Genomic DNA, 18,095 nt, shown 5'->3' on the forward strand with positions numbered 1-18,095 from the left:
ACGAACCGTCGATGGGGATGACGGGGGAGTCGACCGACGGCGAGAACCTCGAACCGGAGCGTGCGTTCCACCTCGTGGGCCACGAGATACGGGTCGACATCCTGCTCGCGCTCTGGCGCGCGCCGGAGCACGCGCTCGCGTTCTCCGAACTGCGGGACCGTGTCGACGTGCGCGACAGCGGCCGGTTCACCTACCACCTGTCGAAACTCGAAGGACGGTTCGTGCGCCACGAGGGCGACCGGTACGAACTCCTGTACGCCGGCCATCGGGTCATCGACGCGATACGGAGCGGCGTCTTCCACGAGACGACCGAGGTCGAACCAACCGGTCTGGCCCAGTCCTGTCTCGACTGCGGGTCGACGCTCGCGTTCGAGTACGCCGGCCACGTCGGCACGGTCTCCTGCCCGGACTGCGGAACGACGTTCCTCGAATATCCGTTCGACCCAGGCGGCGTGGACGGCCGGTCCGTCGAGGAGGTCGCGGCGGCCTTCGACCGCCGAACCCGCCACGTGTGGGCGCTCGCCCGCGAGGCCGTCTGTCCCGTCTGCTCGGGGACGGTCGCGAAACGGCTGGTGACGTCCGCGACCAAGAGCGAGGACCACTACGCGAGCCACCACCCCGTCGTCGCGTCCCTCGACTGCCAGCGGTGCAGTTTCTTCAGCTACGTCCCCGTCGGCGGGACGCTCCTGGCCCACCCCGCCGTCGTGAACGTCCTGTACGAACGCGGCGTCGACGTCCGAAAGACGCCGCTGTGGCGTCTCGACTTCGTCGTCGACGCTGACCGCGTCGAGGTGCTGTCGACGGACCCGCGACGGGTGGCGGTCGTCGTCTCGGCCGGCGACGAGACGATGCGCGTCGTCGTCGACGACGAGGTAAACGTGTTATCGGTCGACGGATGACGTCGGAGGGTCGCCGTCCGGTCGCGTTTCCCTCGCCGCGGTCCGTGAAACGCGTTTCAGTAAGCCGCGCTACTGAAGTGTAGTTCAGATTATACTTTTGGCAGTGGGGCACCAACTTCCGAACGCGTCCGCGAGGACGCGACCATGAAATTCGACTGCACGCGGTGGCAGACGGTGACGAACTGGTATCGGTGCCGGCGGCGCAAACTGCAACTGGGCGCGTCGGTCACGGCGTCCGCGGGGTGACGCCGGCACCCGAATCGCATCGCAGACGGTCGGCATCCGAACTGTCCTCACGTCGAACCCCTGCCCGTTAACTTCTCGCTCCCGCAACCGGGGGTAGATGCCGACCGAGACCCTGCCGACCGTCGGACTGGGAACGATGGAGATAGACGACGCCGACCGCATCGCCGACGCGATAGCCGCGGGCTACCGACACCTCGACACGGCCCAGATCTACGACAACGAGGCCGTGGTCGGTCGGGGCATCGAGCGCGCCGGCGTCGACCGCGAGGACGTCTTCCTCGCGACGAAGGTGTGGGCGGACAGCCTCGGGGCCGACGACGTGCGCGAGTCCACGGCGGAGAGCCTCGACAGACTCGGCGTCGACGCCGTCGACCTGCTGTACGTCCACCGTCCCATCGGGGACTACGACCCCGGGGAGACGCTGCCGGCGTTCGACCGGCTGCGCGACGCGGGAGCGGTCGACCACGTCGGCGTGAGCAACTTCACGGCCGACCAGCTCGATACGGTCCGCGAGACGCTCGACGCCCCGCTCTTCGCCCACCAGGTCGAGATGCACCCGCTCTACCAGCAGGAGGAACTGCTCGCCTACGCCCGGCGTCACGACCACTACCTGGTCGCGTACTCGCCGCTGGCGCAGGGCGAGGCGTTCGACCTGCCCGCGGTGACCGCAGTGGCCGAGAAACACGACGCGACGGCGGCGCAGGTGAGCCTCGCGTGGCTCGCCGGCAAGGAGAACGTCGTCCCCATCCCGCGGTCGGCCAGCCCGACGCACCTGCGGGAGAACCTGGCCGCGCGCGACCTGACGCTCGACGACGAGGACGTGGCTCGCATCGAGGCAATCGACCGCGAGAAGAAGCTGTTCGAGTAGCTAGCTCGCCTCTTCGAGTTCCTCCAGCGCCCCGGGGTTCTCGATGCTGGACATGTCGCCGAGGTCCTCGCCGGTGTAGGTCGCCTCGATGGCGCGCCGGATTATCTTCCCGCTCTGGGTCTTCGGGAACTCGGAGACGAACAGTATCTCGCGGGGGCGGAACGGCTTGCCGAGTTCGTCGCCGACCTGCTCGCGCAGCACCTCCCGGAGCGCGTCGCTCGGCTCCTGGTCGTCTTCGAGGATGACGTAGGTGACGACGGCCTGGCCGGTCGTGTCGTCCGGAACGCCGACGGCGGCGGCCTGGTTGACGGCCTCGTGGTCGATGAGCGCGCCCTCCACCTCGGCGGGGCCGACCTTCCGCCCGGCGACGTTGATGGCGTCGTCCGCGCGGCCGTGGAGGAACCAGAAGCCGTCCTCGTCCTTCTGGGCCCAGTCGCCGTGGTCCCACATCGGCGGGTCCTCGAACGTCGACCAGTACTCCGCCAGGTAGCGCTCGTCGCCCGACCAGAGGCTCTTGGTCATCGACGGACAGGAGTCGCGGGCGACGAGGAAGCCGCGTTCGTTGGTGTCAGCGATGGACTCGCCCTGCGAGTTCACGATGTCGACGTCCATCCCGAGGCCCGGCCCGCCGAGCGTGCAGGGCTTCAGCGACTGGATGGGCATCGGCATGAGGAAGCAGCCGCAGATCTCCGTGCCGCCGGAGATGTTGATGATGGGCGCTTCCCCGCCGCCGACGTTCTCGTAGAACCAGTTCCAGGACTCGGGGTCCCACGGTTCGCCCGTGGAGCCGAGCAGGCGGAGGGTGGAGAGGTCGTGGCCCTCCAGCCACTCGTCGCCGTGCTTCCGGAGCGCGCGGATGGCGGTCGGCGAGATGCCGAACTGGGTGAGGCCGTGGCGGTCTATCATCTCCCAGAAGCGGTCCGGCTGGGGGTGGTCCGGCGCACCCTCGTACATGAAGACGGTGCCGCCGAACGCGTGATTGCCGATGAGCGTCCACGGCCCCATCATCCAGCCGATGTCGCTCACCCAGAAGAACCGGTCGCTGGGTTTGAGGTCGAAGCCGAAGTAGAGCTCTTTCGCACACTGGACCAGTTGCCCGGCGTGCGTGTGGACGATGCCCTTCGGCTTGCCCGTCGTGCCCGACGAGTACAGCAGCATCGACTCGTCGCTGGCGTCCGTCTCCACCGTGTCGAACTCGTCGTCCTGCTCGGGGACGACGTCGTGCCACCACTCGTCGCGCTCGTCGTCCCACGGAATCGCGGCGTCGCCCGCTTCGTCACTGTCCTGCTCGCCGTTCGAGGCCCGCCGGGTATCGCTTCCCAGACGGTCGTAGACGATGGTGTGTTCGACGTGGCCGACTTCCTCGATGGCGTCGTCGGCCGTCCCCTTCAGCGTGACCTCGCTCCCCCGCCGGTAGAAGCCGTCGCCCGTGAACAGCACCGAACACTCCGAGTCGTCGATGCGGGTCGCCGTGGCGTCCGTGCCGAATCCGGAGAAGATGGGGACCGCGATAGCACCCGCCTTGAGGATGCCGTAGAGGATGGAGATGACCTCGGGCACCATCGGCATGTAGAGGCCGACCGTGTCACCCTTCCCGACTCCGCGTTCGGCGAGCGCGTTGGCGACCTGGTTCGACTCGCGGTGGAGTTCGTGAAACGTTATCTCCCGCACGTCGCCGGGTTCGCCCTCCCAGATGCAGGCGACCTTGTTGCGCTCCTCCGCGTCGGGAGCGGCCCAGCGGTCGACGACGTTGTGCGCGATGTTGACGGCACCGCCCGGATACCACTTCGAGAACTGCGGCCCCTCGGAGTCGTCCCGGACCGCCTCGTAGTCCTCGTAGAAATCGATGTCGAGGTAGTCGACCATCTCGTCCCAGAACCAGTCGACCTCCGACGTCGTTCGCTCGATGAGTTCCTCGTAGTCCTCGATGTCGTGCGTCTGCATGAACTGCCAGACGTTCGTGGATTCGACGAACTCCTGCGACGGTTCGTGGACGACCTCGTCGACGTCCGCAAGCGTATCCATGTGGGTTTCCTCCTGTGGCAGAAGTTGCACACGCGCCTCAAAATACTTTACTTCGGCATCTCAGGGCGCGTTCGATGGGATGCGTTCGGCTCCAGACGTCTCGATGGCAGTCGCTCTCGAAACGTCGTCGGGCAAGCGGAGGCGAATCGGGCGTAGCGTCGACGGCCGTCGACCGAGCGCCGGGGACGGTCGCGTTCTCAGGGCAGTTCGCCGCCGTCGAGTTCGTCGAGGCGCTCGACGACGTCCTTGAGGTCGGCGGACTCCTCGACGTCGTCACGCACCCGCTCGCGGACTCGCACCGCGTTCGAGTCGGCGTCGTACGACCGGACGTACTCGGCGCGCGAGTGTTCGTCGAACGCGTGCCGGATGGCGAAGTAACCGTCGGGGACGACCGCACCGCAGACCGCACACTCCTGGCGCTCGTGCTCGGTGGTCTGGTGGACGATGGCGTCCTCGACGCTGCCGAACTGCTTCCCGCAGCCGTCGATGTCGCATTCCCAGGCCGACATTCGGATGGACGTTGTAAGTCCGGTGATAAAACCTTTTCTTGCGCTACCGGAACCGTCCCGGGCGCGACTGCCGCAGGAGCGTCGACCGACTCGGCCTCCCGACGGTCCGACCCGTAGGTGGCGCGTAGCGACCGCTGGTGACGCGTAATGACGGAGTATGAATGCGGACGACCGGGGTTGCCCGGCGTTCCGGGCCGGGTAGTCCCGGGTGCCTTCTCCACCCCGCAACCCTACGAGCGACAGATGTCCGGCGGTCCGCTGCTCACTTCCGTGCCTGACGGATTACCACCGGTTAACTGCGACGACGACGCCCCTGCGGGCGTGCGCCGCAGACCTCTGTCCCCGCAGGACGAGGCTTCTGCGTCGGCTTCCGGGGCCCGGCCCGGTCTGACCGGACGAGCCCGGCGTTCGGTCCCCGCTGAAGACCATAGTGCGGGTGACGAGCAGGGCCTAACTGCCCGACCTAGTCCATTTCATAGTAGTCGACTCTGACTTAAGGACTTTTCGCCTTTCCGCCCGACCGCCTCCGTTCGGCGTGCGAACCACGAACCGGGGTCACGCCGCGACCGAGGCGATGGCCAGGAGGTTCGAGATGACGACGAGCGTCCCGACGATGAGATAGACGAAGCTTCCCAGGCGGAAGGTCCGGCGCGAGCGTCGGGTGAGCGTCGGCAGCACGACGAGCAGGCCGGCGGTGACGGCCTTCACGAGGACCAGTCCCGCGATGCCGAGGTGGGCCAGCAGGGTCGCCACGATGGGGTTGCCCTCGTCCAGGCCGAGGTGAAGTCCTACGCCGGTCGTGACGACGTCCCCGGCCATGACGACGAGGACGGCCAGCAAGAGCGGTGGCGAGACGTGCGACCACGGGGCGTCGTCTCGCCGAACGCGGTCGACCGACCGGCTAGCGTCGGCCGATCGACCGGCGTCCGGCGAGGGAGCAGCGTCAGACGACGAACCGGCGTCGAGGTCGGTTCGAGGCACGGAGACGACTCCGTCATCCCTGTACTTTGTTATAGCCAGACTGACCGGGGGTAACGAGCCACTGCGACGCGAAACGACGGTCTATCCCTGCCGGCGGCCGGGGACGATTACAGCACGCTCCGGGCGTACCAGGTCGCGCTCGCGGGAATCGCCAGCGCGGCCAGCAGCACCACCCAGCGGTGGTACTCCAGGGAGTCCATGCGCGCGGTCTCGATCAGCGTGTCGGCGGGCGTCGCGGTCACCCACCAGAGCGTGAGAAGCGCGATGAAGCCGCCGAGGGCGAGCGTCGCTCCCGCGACCGTCGGCGGGTCGGTGCGTTCGTTGATGGCGGAGCCGAACACGACGACGGCCACCGACGCGAACAGGGCGTCCAGCAGATAGACCGGAACGGCGACGGTGCCGTAGTAGACGGCGACGGCGGACCCGGGCGCGACGAAGTAGGGAAAGACGAGCGCGGCGAGCAGCACCAGACACGACGCGATGCCGACCGCGGGGGCGAGTCGCTGGCTCATGTCCGGGGGTGACTCACCCGACCGAGTTAAGCCCCGTGCTTCAGTCGGAAAAATGAGGGTAGTGGAGCACGACGGGACACGCATGGGACTCGGAGGAACCGCCAAGAAGATCCAGAAGTTGGCCGACCGAGCGGAACAGTTGTACAGCCGACTGAACGAGGTGTACGACCAGGTCCAGAAGCTACGCGAGAGCCTGGAGACGACCGAGCAGCGCGTCGAACGACTGGAGACCGAGAACGCGAAACAGCAGGCGCTCGTGGAGGCGCTGGCGCGCGAGCAGGGTATCGACGTCGACGAGGTGTTGGCAGACGTCGAGGGCGACGCGACCGACGCCGCGGACGCCGGAGCGGAGTCAGGCAGTTCGACCGACTCGACCGCGCCGCCGACGGACTCGTCCGAATAACAACGACTAACAGCCACGCAGCCATCGTTTCACGCGAATGACGACGCATCTGGAACCGCTCGATTCGGTGCTCGACACCGTCGGGCAGACGCCGCTCGTGCGCGTCCACGCCGGCCCCGACGACGTGCCAGTGTACGCGAAACTGGAGTCGTTCAACCCCGGCGCGAGCGTCAAAGACCGCATCGGGAGGTACATGATCGAGCGGATGCTCGAACGGGGCGACCTCGAACCCGGTGGCACCGTCGTCGAGCCGACCGCCGGCAACACCGGCATCGGATTCGCCGTGGCCGCCGGCCAGCTCGACGTGAACGCCGTCTTCGTCGTCCCGGAGCGGTTCAGCCTCGAAAAACAGCAGCTCATGCGGGCGCTCGGTGCGGAGGTCATCAACACGCCCACCGAGGACGGGATGGGCGGCGCCATCGACCGCGCCCACCAGCTCGCCGAGGAGACGGAGGGAGCGGTCGTCCCCCAGCAGTTCGCCAACCCGCTCAACGTCGAAGCCCACTACGAGACCACGGGCCCCGAGATGTTCGAGGCGCTGGACGGCGAGGTCGGCGCGGTCGTCGCCGGTTGTGGCACCGCGGGCACGCTGATGGGCATCGCGAAGTACGCTCGCGAGCAGGACCCCGACACGTACGTCGCCGCGGTCGAACCCGAAGGGTCGCTGTACGCCGAGACGAAGGGCGCGGACGTCGAGGAGGCGGAGTACAAGATAGAGGGCATCGGCACGCACGACCCTTCGACGAACGAGCTGTTCGACCCCGACCTCGTCGACGACGTCGTCCGGGTCGCCGACCGGGCCGCCCAGGACGAACTGAAGCGACTCGCCCGCGAGGAGGGCCAGCTCGTCGCCTCCAGCGCGGGTGCGGCCAGCGTCGCCGCGCGGGCCGTCGCGGAGGGCATCCGCGACGGGAACGTCGACGCCCCCCACGACTCCGTCGTCACGGTGTTCCCGGACTCCAGCGAGCGGTACCTCTCGAAGGGCATCTATCGCTCCTTCGAGGACTGGGAGGGCTGAGCCGTCCGGAGTTCCGCCGCGCGAGCGGGTCCGCGAAGCGGTCGGGGGATTTTTTGCCCCTGCCCCCGTCCGGTACCAGCATGGACGAGGGCGAGGAGGACGGTCGCTGGACGCCGTCGGGTAGCGTCGGGACGAACCCCATCGCGTCCGACGGCGGAACGGAGGGCATGAAGGCCCACGTCGAGGAGTACATGACCCGCGAGGTGGCGACCGTCTCCCCCGACGCGACCGTCGAGGAGGTCGCGCGACGCATCGCCGAGAGCGACGGACACAACGGCTTCCCGGTGTGCGACGGCCGGCGGGTCGAGGGGTTCGTGAGCGCCCGCGACCTGCTGCTAGCCGACGACCAGGAGCCGATTTTCAAGGTGATGAGCCAGGAGCTCATCGTCGCCCACCCCGAGATGGACGTCGACGACGCGGCGCGCGTCATCCTGCGGTCGGGCATCCAGAAGCTCCCGGTCGTCGACGACGCGGGCAACCTGGTGGGCATCATCAGCAACACGGACGTCATCCGGAGCCAGATAGAGCGCGTCACGCCCGGCAAGGTCAGCAAGCTGATGCGCACCCTGGAGTCCATCCACGGGACGGAGGTCTCCCAGGAGCGCCGGAAGGTGCCGCTCGCGGAACTCACGCCGACCCAGGGGAAGGTGTACGCCGACGAACTGGAGGGCCGCGTCTACGAGATGGAACGCGGCCTCGCCGAACCGCTGGTCGTCATCGAGAACGGCGACAACCTGCTCCTCGCCGACGGCCACCACCGCGCGAAGGCGGCCGACCGCCTGGACATCGGGCGGATGGACGCCTACGTCATCGTCACCGACGACCACGTCGAACTCGGGATGGCCGAGACCGCCCGCAAGGAGGGGCTGGAGACCATCGACGACATCGACGTGGTCGACTACGCGCGCCACCCGCTCGTCGAGACGACGAAGCGACTCCAGTAGCGACGCCCTCTCCGTTCTCGCGACGGCCGGTCTCCGTCGAGTAGAACCCGTGGACGGCGTTCCGCAGAAGCGTCGCCCCGAAGCCGTTCCGGACGCAGGTCGGTGCGGTGTCGCGCTGACGCCGACAGAAGGGGAGGGAACCGGTCAGCCGAACAGCTTCTTCGCCCAGTCGCTCGTCGAGAGCCCCGAGAACTTCTCGTACAGCAGGTCGCGGTACTTCGCCGGGACGAAGCGGGCGTACTCGGCGACCTGCGCGGCCGTCCCGACCGGATAGCGCGGGTCCGGGTCCTGGACGTTGGCGGCGTCGAGGATGGTGTCCGCGACCTCCTTCGGGTGGACCGCGCCGGGCATCCCCCCGTCGATGGCCCGGCGGTCCTCGTACATCTCGTAGAACCGCTCGTACGCGCCGGAGCGTTCGACGCCCTCTATCTCGTCGTTCGCCCGGTCGTAGAACTCGGTGTCGACCGGACCGGGTTCGACCAGCACGGCGTCGACGCCGTACTCCGCGACCTCGGAACGCAGCGAGTCGGTGATGCCCTCCATCGCGAACTTCGACCCGCTGTAGATGCCCATGCCGGGGACGGCGAGGCGCCCGACGGCGCTGGAGACGTTGACCACGGTGCCTTTGCCCCGCTCGCGCATGTGGGGCAGGGCCTCTCGAATCAGTCGGAGGGGGCCGTAGACGTTCACGTCGAACTGCGCGTGGACCTGCTCGCCGGGCACGTCCTCGACGGGACCGGGCTGGGCGTACCCGGCGTTGTTGACGAGACAGTCGAGGTGACCGTGTTCGTCGACGATGTTCGCGACGACGCGCTCGACGTCGTCGTCCTCGGTCACGTCCAGCGTGGCGATGTTGCACCCCTTCTCGCCCAGCGTCTCCACGTCGGCGGGGTTGCGCGCCGTCGCGTACACCTCCCAACCGTCCGCGAGGAACGACAGCGCGGTCTCTCTCCCGATTCCCGACGAACAGCCCGTAATCAGCACCGTTTCGACCATGGAATTGCTTTCGAAGCCGCCCGGCTAAGAACCAACGGTTTCCGACTCTCACCCGTCCGACCGAACGCGCGCTTTCACCTCGTCGGCGTAGGCGTCGGCGCGCCGCGTGGGCTCAGGTAGCTTGTACCCCGCCGATAGCTGCCAGGCGAGGTCGGCCGCCGTCTCCGCGCCGACGCGATGGCCGGGACTCACGTAGAGGGGGTTGACGTGGCGCTTCTCGGGGTTGTCGTACTGGCGGGACTGGAGCGCGTAGCCGATGACGGTCCCGTCCGGCGCGGTCACGTTCCCGTCGGCGACGACCGGCGCGCGCTCGCCCGCCGCCATGTACCCCTCCGGTTCGTCGCGCAGGTGGCCACAGAGCAGGTTCTTCGCGACGCCGACCGTCGGCAGGTCGAGCATCACGCCGACGTGCGTGGCGATGCCGGCCTCGCGGAAGTGGATGCGACCGCTGCCGTCGACGAGCGCGAGGTCCGGGTCGACCGACAGCTCCTCGAACGCCCGCAGGATGGCGGTCCCCTCGCGGAACGAGAGCAGGCCGGGAATGTACGGTATCTCGGTGTCGGCGACGGCGTGAACGCGCTCTACCACCTCGCCGTCCCGGAGCGCGACGATAGCGCTGACCGCCCGGTCGTCGACGAACGCCTGGTCGACGCCCGCGACGACCGGGGCCGCCTCGTTCGCGCTCCCGTCGCCCGACGCCTCGCCCAGTTCGGTCTGGGCGTCGTCGGCCGACGTCGCCCGGACCGTCCCGGGGTCGACCGGCAGGTCGTCCGCGAAGGCGGCGAGGTCGGCGAGGTCGCGCTGGAGGGTCTCCATCTCCTCGCGCGACAGCGACGCGTCCGGCGCGAACTCGGGGTGGACGACCTCCATCAGAAGCGACCCCGACCGGGACCGCCCATCCGGCCGCCACCGCCGCCGCCGAGCTGGAGCTCCTTGGGCGCGCTCTCGCCGTCCTTCCGCAGCTTCGCGCCGTACAGCAGGCCGAGTCCCAGGCCGGTGAGGTGGGCCAGCTGGGCGACGCCGCCTGCGCCGACGCCGCCGGCGACGCTGACGAACGCCGAGTAGACGGCGAAGGCGAGCGTCGCGACCCACAGCGGCATCGGGATGATGAAGTAGAGGTAGATGCGCAGGTTGGGGTTCAGCACCGTCAGCACGCCCATGATGGCGGCGATGGCACCGCTCGCGCCGAGCACCGGGACCAACGTGCCCGGTTCGGTCAGTATGGTCGCGCCGACCTGCGCGAGCCCGGCAATGGCGCCGGAGAGGATGAACAGCGCGGCGAACTTCTTGCTCCCGATGCGCCGTTCGACCACCGGGCCGAAGAAGTACAGCACGATGCTGTTCAGGAAGATGTGGGCCGGCCCGCCGTGGGAGAACACGGAGGTGACCCACGTCCAGACGTAGAGCGGATTGGCTGTGTTCAGCGTGAAGATGTTAAGCCACGTCGGCGAGTACTTAGGGTAGCCGACGGTGGGCAAGATGAGGAACTGGAACGCGAACGTAATCCACATCAGCGCGAGGAAGACGTACGTCATGTTCCCGCGGAAGTAGCCGAGTGGGCCGCCGGGACCGGTGCCGATGCTGAAGCTCCGGCCCTCGTTCTCGACGCTGTCGTCGAAGCCGCTGTCGAAGACGCCGTCCGGGTCGTTCCACTCGTTCAGTCCCGGACACGAGTGGCTCTCCGGCAGACGGTGTTCCGCACAGTAGGTGCCGTTGCAGCGCCGGCACTGGTACGGCATGTTCTCTTCTTTGCCACACACGTCACAGTTCGCCATTGGTGCGCTCTTTGGCCCGGCACCTGAAAGGGGTTTGGGTGATTCGCCGCGCGAACGCGGCGTAGACGCCGCCGAGCGCGTTTCAACCGGTCTGCGGTACTCGCGAGCGGTGCGTCGGGACATCCGTCGTGGAACCGGCACCCGACGCGCGGACGGTGACGCCGTCGGCCGCGAACGCGGACCCGTTGCCGGACGCCGCGAAACGAACCGTTACCGGCGGGGAGTACGCCTTTACCCCCGGCGCACCTACGCCCGACCCATGCGAGTCGCCGTACTCGGTGCTGGCTACGCCGGCCTGACGCTCGCCCGAAAGCTACAACGAGACCTCCCCGACGACGCGGACCTCGTCGTCGTCGAGCGGACGGGCGAACATCTCGTCCAGCACGAACTCCACCGGCTCGTCCGCCGGCCGTCCCTCGACGACGAGGTCCGGATTCCGCTGGCGGACGTGCTGGACTGCGAGATTCGAGAGACCAGCGTCGAATCCGTGGTCCCCGAGGAGACCCGCGTCGAACTGGCGGACGGGGACCTGACGTACGACTACGCGGCCGTCTGTCTCGGCGCGGAGACGGCGTTCTACGACCTGCCGGGGGTCGAGGAGCGCGCGACGCCGCTGAAGCGGGTCGAGGACGCCCGCGAGATACGGTCGGACTTCCGGACGCTGCTCGACGGACGGGGCGACGGGAGTGCGTCGGCCGGCGGTCGCGTCGTCGTCGGCGGTGCGGGGCTGTCGGGGGTCCAGGTAGCTGGCGAACTCGTGGCGATGGCCCGCGAGGAGGGGGGTGACCCCGACGCCGGTCGTCCCGGAGTCGTCCTGCTCGAACAGATGGACAGGGTCGCCCCGTCGTTTCCTCGAACCTTCCAGGACGCGGTGCGCGACCAGCTGGAGAAGCGAGGCGTCGAGGTACGGACGGGGACGGCGGTCGAGCGCGCGACGGACGAGGCGGTCGAACTCGAAGACGGAACGGAACTCGGCTACGACCAGTTCGTCTGGACGGGCGGTATCCGCGGGCCGGCGGCGTTGGGCGGCGACCGCCCGGAGGTGAGGGGGAACCTCCGACTCGACGGCGACACCTTCGTCGTCGGCGACGCGGCGCGCGTGGTCGACGCCGAGGGCGAGGCGGTGCCGGCGAGCGCGCAGGCGGCGGTCCGGGAGGCCCGCGTCGCGGCCACGAACCTGCTCCGACTCGTCGAGCACGACCGCGACGGGTCGGGCGTGTTCGAACCGCGACTCGACCCGTTCACCTTCGACTCGCCGGGGTGGCTCGTCTCGGTGGGCGACGGCGCGGTCGCGCAGGTCGGCCCCACCGTCCTCACGGGCCGGGCGGCGAAGGCGCTGAAGACGACGGTCGGAGCGGGATACCTCTCCTCGGTCGGCGCGGTGCGGAACGCGGTCGACCTGGTGGGAGAAGAGGTCGGGTGGGAGGATTAGACCGCGGGGATGCCCAGCGCGTCGAAGGTGACGACGCCGAGCACCGCGAGGACGTACAGCACGACGACGACGGCTATCCACGCGATGAATCCGATGGCGATGGCGTTGCCCCAGCCGCCGGGGTAGCGGACGTTGATGACCCATATCCACGCGACGAGCGCGAGTAGACCGCCGATCAGCGGTATCCAGCCGACCAGTACTGCGACGATCCACCAGACGAGCGAGCCGACGATTGCGGTGATGACCGCGTATCCGTAGTCGTCGGTGTCCGTGACGACCCGTGCGCCGACGTAGATGCCGAGCGCACCGATGAGCAGGCTGACGATGAACCCGACGACAGAACCGATGATGGATGCCATACGTAGTCGTCTACGTCAGAGATGTTTTTATAAGAACTGGTTGCAAACGCGTCGAACCGTCCGACCCAGACGGGGTGACCGATTCCCGTCGTCACGGAGAGAACAAGTTTAATATACCTAACTTTGCACCATCTTTAAGTTACTGGCCTATCCTTGGCTGTCCATGGCACGCGAGACTACATTTGACAGAATGTTTATGGGGGCGGTCGGAATCGGCGCAGCGGCCGCCGTCGGGACTCGTGCACTCGAATACTACCGGGAACGCAGCCGGCAGAACGGAGCACGTATCATCTGCACAGACTGTGGGGAGTCGATGCCCGTCGACGACGTTCTCGACCCGGTCGTGACCTGTTCCTGCGTCCCGGGCGTGCGCACCGAGTAACGAACGCCGAACGGGAGAGGCCCCGGCCGCAGTACTCACACCGGGAGCGTCTACTCCCCGAGTCCGCGTCTGGTGACGAACCACCGGACCGCGAGGTATCCCGCGACGGCGGAGAGCGCGTAGACGGCGACCATGGCGTGGGTGAACCGCGTCGGCGTGCCGATGGCCAGTTTCGCCACGGTGTTCGCGGGCGACTCGGGGAGCAGGTAGGTGGCGCTGAAGACGACCAGCAGCCCCAGCGAGAACAGCAACTGGGCTCGCTTGCGGTCGCGGAACCCGAGCGCGAGCGTCGCGGCGAGCGCGACGACCGCGAGCGCGAACGCCGTCACGAGCAGCAGTATCTCGACGGGGTTCGCGACGCTCGTCCCGTTGAACGACAACAGCGCCAGCCACGCGCCGGCCTGGAGTGGAGCGAGGACGCCCATCGCGAGCAGCTTTCCGTCGACGATGTCGATGCCCGAGAGCGGCGTCACCCTGAGCAGTTCCAGCGTCCCGCGGTCGTACTCCTCGGTTATCGCGTCGACGGCGACGCTCCCGCTGATGAACACCGGCAGGAACGTGAGCAGGGGGACGAGCACGGTGTACGTGAACCCGAAGTAGGGGCTCGAACGCGTCTCCGGCGGCAGTTCGACGGGCTGGCGTTCGAGCCGCGAGGCGAGCCGCCCGCGCTCCTGGCTCTCGAAGGCGTCCAGCAGCTCGCGGAGCTGGGTGACGACGAGCGTCGTCCGGACGTTGCCGTCGGGCGCGACCGCCGTCACCTGCGCGCGGTCGTCCGGCCCGCGCTCGACCCGGACCACCGCGTGCACCTGCCCACGCCGGAAGTCGTCCATCGCGGCCTCGAAGCTCGGGTACCGGACCGCCTCCCAGCCGTCCTCGTGCTCGACGACCGGCGCGAGGTCGTCGCCGGCCTCGCCGGTCACGGCGAACTCGACCGTGAACTGGTTGCCTGCCGCACCGGGGTCGTACAGCGAGACCAGTCCGACCGCGAGGAACGACGAGAACGCCGCGACGAACAGCTGGATGAGGACGGCGAGCACGATGGTCTTCTCGCTGCGGAGCGACGCGAGTTCGCGCCGGGCGACGACGAGGCGCTTATCCAAGACTGCTCACCACCGTTACGTTGTACGCGGCGTGAACCAGCGTCGCGGTGACGAGCGTTCCGAGGTACCACTCGCGGCCCTCCCGTGCGCCGTAGGCCGTCACGGTCGCCGTGGCGGTGTGGAGCGCGAGCGGCGCGAACAGGAGGCCGACGAGGACGAGCGGCGACGCCTCGACGCCGAGCCCGGTCGCGGTGCCGAACGCGGCCTTCCCGAGTTCGAGGTTCGGCAGGCCGACGAGTTGCGCCACGGCGGTCGCCTTCTCGCCGAGGAAGAACCCGAGTCCCGAGAGCGCGCCCAGGACGCCGACCGTCGACGGCGAGCTATCGAACCGCCCGTGGGCGTACCCCGCGTAGACGTGGACGCTCTTCGCGACCTCCTCGATGCCGGCGATGGCGACCAACAGGACGGGCACGGAGACGTCGACGGGGAGCGCGAACAGCAGCGCGACGGCGAGCAGTTCGCCGATGAAGACGAACGGGATGGAGAGCGCGCTCAGCTTCGCGACGCTGCGACGGCCCGATATCTGTCCGTCGAGCGCGTCGAGGAACTTCAGCGGCACGGAGCGCTGGGTGAACATGTCCTCCTCGCGGTAGACGCCCAGACCGAGCGCGAACAGGACGCCCGCCGAGAGGACGAGCGGGAGCGTCGAGAACGCGTAGTCGGCCAGCGGGACGGCGTCGCCCCGGAGCGCCCTGACGACCAGCGTCAGCGGCGAGATGGCCGCGACGGGATGCACGTCGGTGAAGATGGCGGGGACGAACGCGTACGCGGTCAGGAAGACGGACAGCGACACGGTCACGAACGTCAGTTCCTTGAACGACCGGGCGAACATCCCGCCGACGAACGCACAGGCGAGAAAGAGCAGGGCGATGGGAGCGACCGCCGCGACGGCTGTGGTCGCGGTCGCCGCGACGGACAGCGCTCCCGACCCGCCCGCGCCGGTCAGCCCGACGATGCCGACCGCGGTCGCGGACGCGATGGCGACCATGCCCGCGAAGTACGGCAGCGTCTTCCCGGCGACGACGTCGACGCGGGAGACGGGCGAGACGAGCAGGAGTTCGCCCCGCCGGTTGATGCGCTCGTCGAGGACGGAACTGGCGTACGCCTGGATGACGAAGTTCATCGGCAGGACGAACGCGAACGCCAGCACCAGCGACTCGAAGGGGAACGGCGGCGTGATGTCCGAGGGCGTCCCCCGGCGCTGGTCGCTCCCGAACAGCGACGACCCGCCGCCGACGGCCGGCGGTTCGACCGCGCCGCCCGTCTCCCCGCCGGAACCGCTCCCGGCGTCCCCTTCGGGCGCGTCGCCGGCGCTGCCGCCGGTACCGCCGCCGAGGCGCTTCTCGCCCGCCGCCGTCGTCCGGGTGGTGAACCGGTCGACCGTGCGGTCGCCGTCGCTCGCGCCCGGTCCGACTCCCGTCCGGTTCTGCTCGGCGTAGAGCAGCGTGACGTTGACCGGGAACGCGGCGGCGCGGTCCGGTTCCTCGGCCATCGCGCGGTCGTTGTACGCCCGGACCGTCGCGCGGAGTTCCGCGAGCGCGGCCCGCCCCTTCGGGTCGTCGTCCCACGCTATCTCGCCGGGCGGGCAGGCCGCGAGTCCCTCGGGGCAGACGAACACCTCCACACGGTCGGTGCGGTAGTTCGACGCGGTCGGTTCGACGACGACGAACTTCGACTCGGGGTCCTCGACGGCCGGTTCGTAGTACGGGCTGTCCTCCGGGATGGCGACCCGGTAGATGCCGTCGTCGACGGTGTTGCCCTGGCTGGCGACCATCGGGGCGAGCGCCCCGATCAGCAGGACGACGGCGGCGAGGACGGCCAGGGTCCGGCGGTCCAGTCGACCGGCGTTCGAGCGGGCCTCCCAGCGCGCGATGCGCAGCGTCTTCCGGAGCTTCACGGCCGCCCCTCCACGCCCGGCGACTCCGTCGCGATGTCGAGGAAGATGTCCTCGAGGCTCGGCGTCTTCGTCTCGATGTCGGCGACCTCGCCGCCCGCGGCGGTCGCGAGTTCCCGGGTCTCCTCGACGGCGTCCATGCTCTCGACGACCCGGCGGTAGACGCCGCCGGCGTCGGCGGTCGCTCCGGCGGCGGCCCGGACGGTCGCCCTGGCGTCGTCCACCGGGACCGCCCCGGCAACGTCGACCGTCGTGTAGACGTGGTACTCCGTCCGGCCGTACTCCTCGCGGATGGCCTCGACGCTCCCGCGGGCGACGATGCGGCCGTCGTTCATCACGGCGACGCGGTCGCAGACGCTCTCGACGTGGAAGAGGTTGTGTGCGCTGAAGACGACGGTCTTGCCGGACTCGGCCAGGTCGCGCGTGAACTCGACGATGTAGTTCGTCGTCAGCGGGTCCAGGCCGCTCGCGGGTTCGTCGTAGACGAGCACGTCCGGGTCGTTGACCAGCGAGCGGGCGATGGCGACCTTCCGTTTCATCCCCTTCGACACGTCGCCGAGGGGCCGGTCGCGGTGGTCGAGGTCGAGTTCGTCGAGCGTGTCGTGGATGCGTCGCTCGGCAGTCTCGTCGGGAACGTCGTAGAGGTCCGCGAAGAAGTGGAGGTAGGACGTGGCAGTCATGTCCTCGTACAGCGGGGACTCCTCGGGGAGGAAACCGAGGTGCTCGCGCATCTCGGCGTCCCGGGCGTCGTAACCGGCGACGCGGGCCGACCCGCTCGTCGGTTCGACGAGGCCCGCGAGCATCTTCAGGGTCGTCGTCTTCCCCGCGCCGTTCGGGCCGACGATGCCGAACACCTCGCCCTCCGGGACGGTGAAGTCGCTCCCCTCGACGGCGACGAAGCCGCCGTATTCTTTTCGCAGGTTTTCTACTTCGATCATCGAGATATACGTCACTCGACACTGGGAGGACTTCAGAGTATGGGGACGACTCCGACACCCTCCGTCGGTTTTCGCTCCGAGGCGGCTGCGGACGACGGATAGCTACTTGGACGGTGCGGACGTAGGATGGTACCATGCAACTGCCAGACGTGAAGTCCGCGCTCGCCAGATCGCTCGGTGCGACAGCACTGCTCGGGGCGGCGTGGGTCGGGTGGGGCCTCTACGTCCGGACGACCACCGAATCGGTGCCGTACGACACGGTCGTCACGCTGGACGGCGTCGAAGTGCGGCGCTATCCGGAGACGGTCGTCGCGACGACGACGGCCGGCAGTCCGAACGAGGCGTTCGGTCGCCTGTTCCGGTACATCGAGGGCGAGAACCGCGCAGACGAGGATATAGCGATGACCGCGCCGGTCGCCACGCGCCCCGACGCGGTCCTCGCCAGGCCCGAGTCGATTCCCATGACCACGCCGGTCGCCACCGAGAGCGCCAACGGCGAGACGGAGATGGCCTTCTTCCTCCCGACGGAGTACGTGGTCGAGTCGGCGCCCGCGCCGACCGACCCGGAGGTACGGGTCGAACGGCTCCCCGAGCGAACGCTGGCGGTGTTGCCGTTCTCGTGGTACGTCACCGACGAACGCGTCGACCGCCTCGAACGCCGCTTGCTCGACGTCCTCGACGACCACGGCGTGCCCGCCGTCGGCGACACGTTCCTCATGCGCTACGACCCGCCGCTGACCCCGCCGTTCATGCGCCGCAACGAAGTCGCCGTCGAGGTAGCGCCGACGTAGGTCGACCCCCCGTCGCACGCTGA

The 18,095-nt window shown here is 68.7% G+C and carries 19 protein-coding genes and 1 other RNA gene; 8 read left to right on the forward strand and 12 right to left on the reverse strand.

The window, feature by feature from the left end; translation table 11 throughout:
- The first annotated feature begins 17 nt into the window (after positions 1–17).
- Positions 18–899: a winged helix-turn-helix domain-containing protein gene (locus ACTF4R_RS15645; protein ID WP_440008800.1), complete on the forward strand. Its 882-nt coding sequence runs from the start codon at positions 18–20 to the stop codon at positions 897–899.
- Between the two features lie 343 nt (positions 900–1,242).
- Positions 1,243–2,013, forward strand: coding sequence for an aldo/keto reductase (locus ACTF4R_RS15650; RefSeq protein ID WP_440008801.1), 771 nt, complete (start codon positions 1,243–1,245; stop codon positions 2,011–2,013).
- Here the strand turns inward: ACTF4R_RS15650 and ACTF4R_RS15655 are convergent, their stop codons facing one another.
- From ACTF4R_RS15655 to ACTF4R_RS15675, 5 genes are all read right to left on the reverse strand, one after another.
- The gene (locus ACTF4R_RS15655) at positions 2,014–4,038 is read right to left on the reverse strand and encodes an AMP-binding protein (RefSeq protein ID WP_440008802.1); all 2,025 of its coding nucleotides are present in this window, start codon (positions 4,036–4,038) and stop codon (positions 2,014–2,016) included.
- A gap of 197 nt (positions 4,039–4,235) precedes the next feature.
- Entirely contained in the window at positions 4,236–4,547 is a 312-nt protein-coding gene (locus ACTF4R_RS15660; protein WP_113277510.1) for a DUF7565 family protein, read from the reverse strand.
- 161 nt (positions 4,548–4,708) lie between these two features.
- An RNA gene (ffs, locus tag ACTF4R_RS15665) (signal recognition particle sRNA) lies at positions 4,709–5,021 on the reverse strand.
- Positions 5,022–5,102: 81 nt separating this feature from the next.
- Positions 5,103–5,528, reverse strand: coding sequence for a DUF5658 family protein (locus ACTF4R_RS15670; RefSeq protein WP_440008803.1), 426 nt, complete (start codon positions 5,526–5,528; stop codon positions 5,103–5,105).
- Between the two features lie 107 nt (positions 5,529–5,635).
- Positions 5,636–6,040 (reverse strand): DUF7548 family protein, encoded by a 405-nt coding sequence (locus ACTF4R_RS15675; RefSeq protein ID WP_440008804.1) that lies wholly within the window; start codon positions 6,038–6,040, stop codon positions 5,636–5,638.
- A gap of 82 nt (positions 6,041–6,122) precedes the next feature.
- Between ACTF4R_RS15675 and ACTF4R_RS15680 the strand changes: the two genes are divergently transcribed.
- The 3 genes from ACTF4R_RS15680 to ACTF4R_RS15690 all read left to right on the forward strand — a co-directional run bounded on the left by ACTF4R_RS15680 (position 6,123) and on the right by ACTF4R_RS15690 (position 8,405).
- Positions 6,123–6,443, forward strand: coding sequence for a DUF5798 family protein (locus tag ACTF4R_RS15680; protein ID WP_440008805.1), 321 nt, complete (start codon positions 6,123–6,125; stop codon positions 6,441–6,443).
- Between the two features lie 37 nt (positions 6,444–6,480).
- Positions 6,481–7,461, forward strand: coding sequence for a PLP-dependent cysteine synthase family protein (locus tag ACTF4R_RS15685; protein WP_440008806.1), 981 nt, complete (start codon positions 6,481–6,483; stop codon positions 7,459–7,461).
- 167 nt (positions 7,462–7,628) lie between these two features.
- On the forward strand, positions 7,629–8,405 hold the full coding sequence (locus ACTF4R_RS15690) for a CBS domain-containing protein (protein WP_440008872.1): 777 nt from the start codon (positions 7,629–7,631) through the stop codon (positions 8,403–8,405).
- Positions 8,406–8,549: 144 nt separating this feature from the next.
- Here the strand turns inward: ACTF4R_RS15690 and ACTF4R_RS15695 are convergent, their stop codons facing one another.
- Genes ACTF4R_RS15695 through ACTF4R_RS15705 form a run of 3 tightly spaced genes read right to left on the reverse strand, consistent with a single transcriptional unit; the run spans position 8,550 to position 11,176 of the window.
- On the reverse strand, positions 8,550–9,401 hold the full coding sequence (locus ACTF4R_RS15695; RefSeq protein WP_440008807.1) for an SDR family oxidoreductase: 852 nt from the start codon (positions 9,399–9,401) through the stop codon (positions 8,550–8,552).
- A gap of 48 nt (positions 9,402–9,449) precedes the next feature.
- A complete protein-coding gene (locus ACTF4R_RS15700; protein WP_440008808.1) occupies positions 9,450–10,271 on the reverse strand; it encodes an endonuclease V in 822 nt (273 codons plus the stop codon).
- Positions 10,271–11,176, reverse strand: coding sequence for a rhomboid family intramembrane serine protease (locus ACTF4R_RS15705; RefSeq protein WP_440008809.1), 906 nt, complete (start codon positions 11,174–11,176; stop codon positions 10,271–10,273). Before ACTF4R_RS15705 ends, ACTF4R_RS15700 begins: the two co-directional genes overlap by 1 nt.
- Before the next feature lie 259 nt (positions 11,177–11,435).
- Here ACTF4R_RS15705 and ACTF4R_RS15710 point away from each other — a divergent pair, with 259 nt between their 5' ends.
- Positions 11,436–12,608, forward strand: coding sequence for an NAD(P)/FAD-dependent oxidoreductase (locus tag ACTF4R_RS15710; RefSeq protein ID WP_440008810.1), 1,173 nt, complete (start codon positions 11,436–11,438; stop codon positions 12,606–12,608).
- On the opposite strand, the gene ACTF4R_RS15715 is transcribed toward ACTF4R_RS15710, so the two are convergent.
- On the reverse strand, positions 12,605–12,967 hold the full coding sequence (locus ACTF4R_RS15715) for a hypothetical protein (protein WP_433627972.1): 363 nt from the start codon (positions 12,965–12,967) through the stop codon (positions 12,605–12,607). The two genes, ACTF4R_RS15710 and ACTF4R_RS15715, sit on opposite strands and share 4 nt — an antisense overlap.
- 163 nt (positions 12,968–13,130) lie before the next feature.
- Here ACTF4R_RS15715 and ACTF4R_RS15720 point away from each other — a divergent pair, with 163 nt between their 5' ends.
- On the forward strand, positions 13,131–13,349 hold the full coding sequence (locus ACTF4R_RS15720; protein ID WP_440008811.1) for a hypothetical protein: 219 nt from the start codon (positions 13,131–13,133) through the stop codon (positions 13,347–13,349).
- 50 nt (positions 13,350–13,399) lie between these two features.
- Here the strand turns inward: ACTF4R_RS15720 and ACTF4R_RS15725 are convergent, their stop codons facing one another.
- From ACTF4R_RS15725 to ACTF4R_RS15735, 3 genes are read right to left on the reverse strand one after another with little or no spacing between them, the layout of a single operon-like run.
- Positions 13,400–14,449, reverse strand: a complete 1,050-nt coding sequence (locus tag ACTF4R_RS15725) for an ABC transporter permease (RefSeq protein WP_440008812.1) — start codon at positions 14,447–14,449, stop codon at positions 13,400–13,402.
- Positions 14,442–16,346 (reverse strand): ABC transporter permease subunit, encoded by a 1,905-nt coding sequence (locus ACTF4R_RS15730; protein WP_440008813.1) that lies wholly within the window; start codon positions 16,344–16,346, stop codon positions 14,442–14,444. The genes ACTF4R_RS15725 and ACTF4R_RS15730 overlap by 8 nt, the downstream gene beginning before the upstream one ends.
- Positions 16,343–17,281 carry an ABC transporter ATP-binding protein gene (locus ACTF4R_RS15735; RefSeq protein ID WP_440008814.1) on the reverse strand — a complete coding sequence of 313 codons (939 nt, stop codon included), beginning with the start codon at positions 17,279–17,281 and terminating at the stop codon, positions 16,343–16,345. Before ACTF4R_RS15735 ends, ACTF4R_RS15730 begins: the two co-directional genes overlap by 4 nt.
- 134 nt (positions 17,282–17,415) lie before the next feature.
- Between ACTF4R_RS15735 and ACTF4R_RS15740 the strand changes: the two genes are divergently transcribed.
- The gene (locus tag ACTF4R_RS15740; RefSeq protein ID WP_440008815.1) at positions 17,416–18,072 is read left to right on the forward strand and encodes an SOUL family heme-binding protein; all 657 of its coding nucleotides are present in this window, start codon (positions 17,416–17,418) and stop codon (positions 18,070–18,072) included.
- The last annotated feature ends 23 nt before the right edge of the window (positions 18,073–18,095 follow it).

It is taken from the genome of Halomicrococcus pelagicus (assembly GCF_051917725.1).
In the GTDB taxonomy this organism is placed as follows: Archaea; Halobacteriota; Halobacteria; order Halobacteriales; family Haladaptataceae; genus Halomicrococcus.

What these genes read in the sequence shown, in the direction of transcription:
- ACTF4R_RS15695 (WP_440008807.1), bottom strand. Translation starts at nt 9,401, where the DNA reads ATGGTCGAAACGGTGCTGATTACGGGCTGTTCGTCGGGAATCGGGAGA.
- ACTF4R_RS15710 (WP_440008810.1), top strand. Translation starts at nt 11,436, where the DNA reads ATGCGAGTCGCCGTACTCGGTGCTGGCTACGCCGGCCTGACGCTCGCC.
- ACTF4R_RS15655 (WP_440008802.1), bottom strand. Translation starts at nt 4,038, where the DNA reads ATGGATACGCTTGCGGACGTCGACGAGGTCGTCCACGAACCGTCGCAG.
- ACTF4R_RS15740 (WP_440008815.1), top strand. Translation starts at nt 17,416, where the DNA reads ATGCAACTGCCAGACGTGAAGTCCGCGCTCGCCAGATCGCTCGGTGCG.
- ACTF4R_RS15720 (WP_440008811.1), top strand. Translation starts at nt 13,131, where the DNA reads ATGGCACGCGAGACTACATTTGACAGAATGTTTATGGGGGCGGTCGGA.
- ACTF4R_RS15660 (WP_113277510.1), bottom strand. Translation starts at nt 4,547, where the DNA reads ATGTCGGCCTGGGAATGCGACATCGACGGCTGCGGGAAGCAGTTCGGC.
- ACTF4R_RS15705 (WP_440008809.1), bottom strand. Translation starts at nt 11,176, where the DNA reads ATGGCGAACTGTGACGTGTGTGGCAAAGAAGAGAACATGCCGTACCAG.
- ACTF4R_RS15675 (WP_440008804.1), bottom strand. Translation starts at nt 6,040, where the DNA reads ATGAGCCAGCGACTCGCCCCCGCGGTCGGCATCGCGTCGTGTCTGGTG.
- ACTF4R_RS15735 (WP_440008814.1), bottom strand. Translation starts at nt 17,281, where the DNA reads ATGATCGAAGTAGAAAACCTGCGAAAAGAATACGGCGGCTTCGTCGCC.
- ACTF4R_RS15685 (WP_440008806.1), top strand. Translation starts at nt 6,481, where the DNA reads ATGACGACGCATCTGGAACCGCTCGATTCGGTGCTCGACACCGTCGGG.
- ACTF4R_RS15680 (WP_440008805.1), top strand. Translation starts at nt 6,123, where the DNA reads ATGGGACTCGGAGGAACCGCCAAGAAGATCCAGAAGTTGGCCGACCGA.
- ACTF4R_RS15650 (WP_440008801.1), top strand. Translation starts at nt 1,243, where the DNA reads ATGCCGACCGAGACCCTGCCGACCGTCGGACTGGGAACGATGGAGATA.
- ACTF4R_RS15715 (WP_433627972.1), bottom strand. Translation starts at nt 12,967, where the DNA reads ATGGCATCCATCATCGGTTCTGTCGTCGGGTTCATCGTCAGCCTGCTC.
- ACTF4R_RS15700 (WP_440008808.1), bottom strand. Translation starts at nt 10,271, where the DNA reads ATGGAGGTCGTCCACCCCGAGTTCGCGCCGGACGCGTCGCTGTCGCGC.
- ACTF4R_RS15645 (WP_440008800.1), top strand. Translation starts at nt 18, where the DNA reads ATGACGGGGGAGTCGACCGACGGCGAGAACCTCGAACCGGAGCGTGCG.
- ACTF4R_RS15690 (WP_440008872.1), top strand. Translation starts at nt 7,629, where the DNA reads ATGAAGGCCCACGTCGAGGAGTACATGACCCGCGAGGTGGCGACCGTC.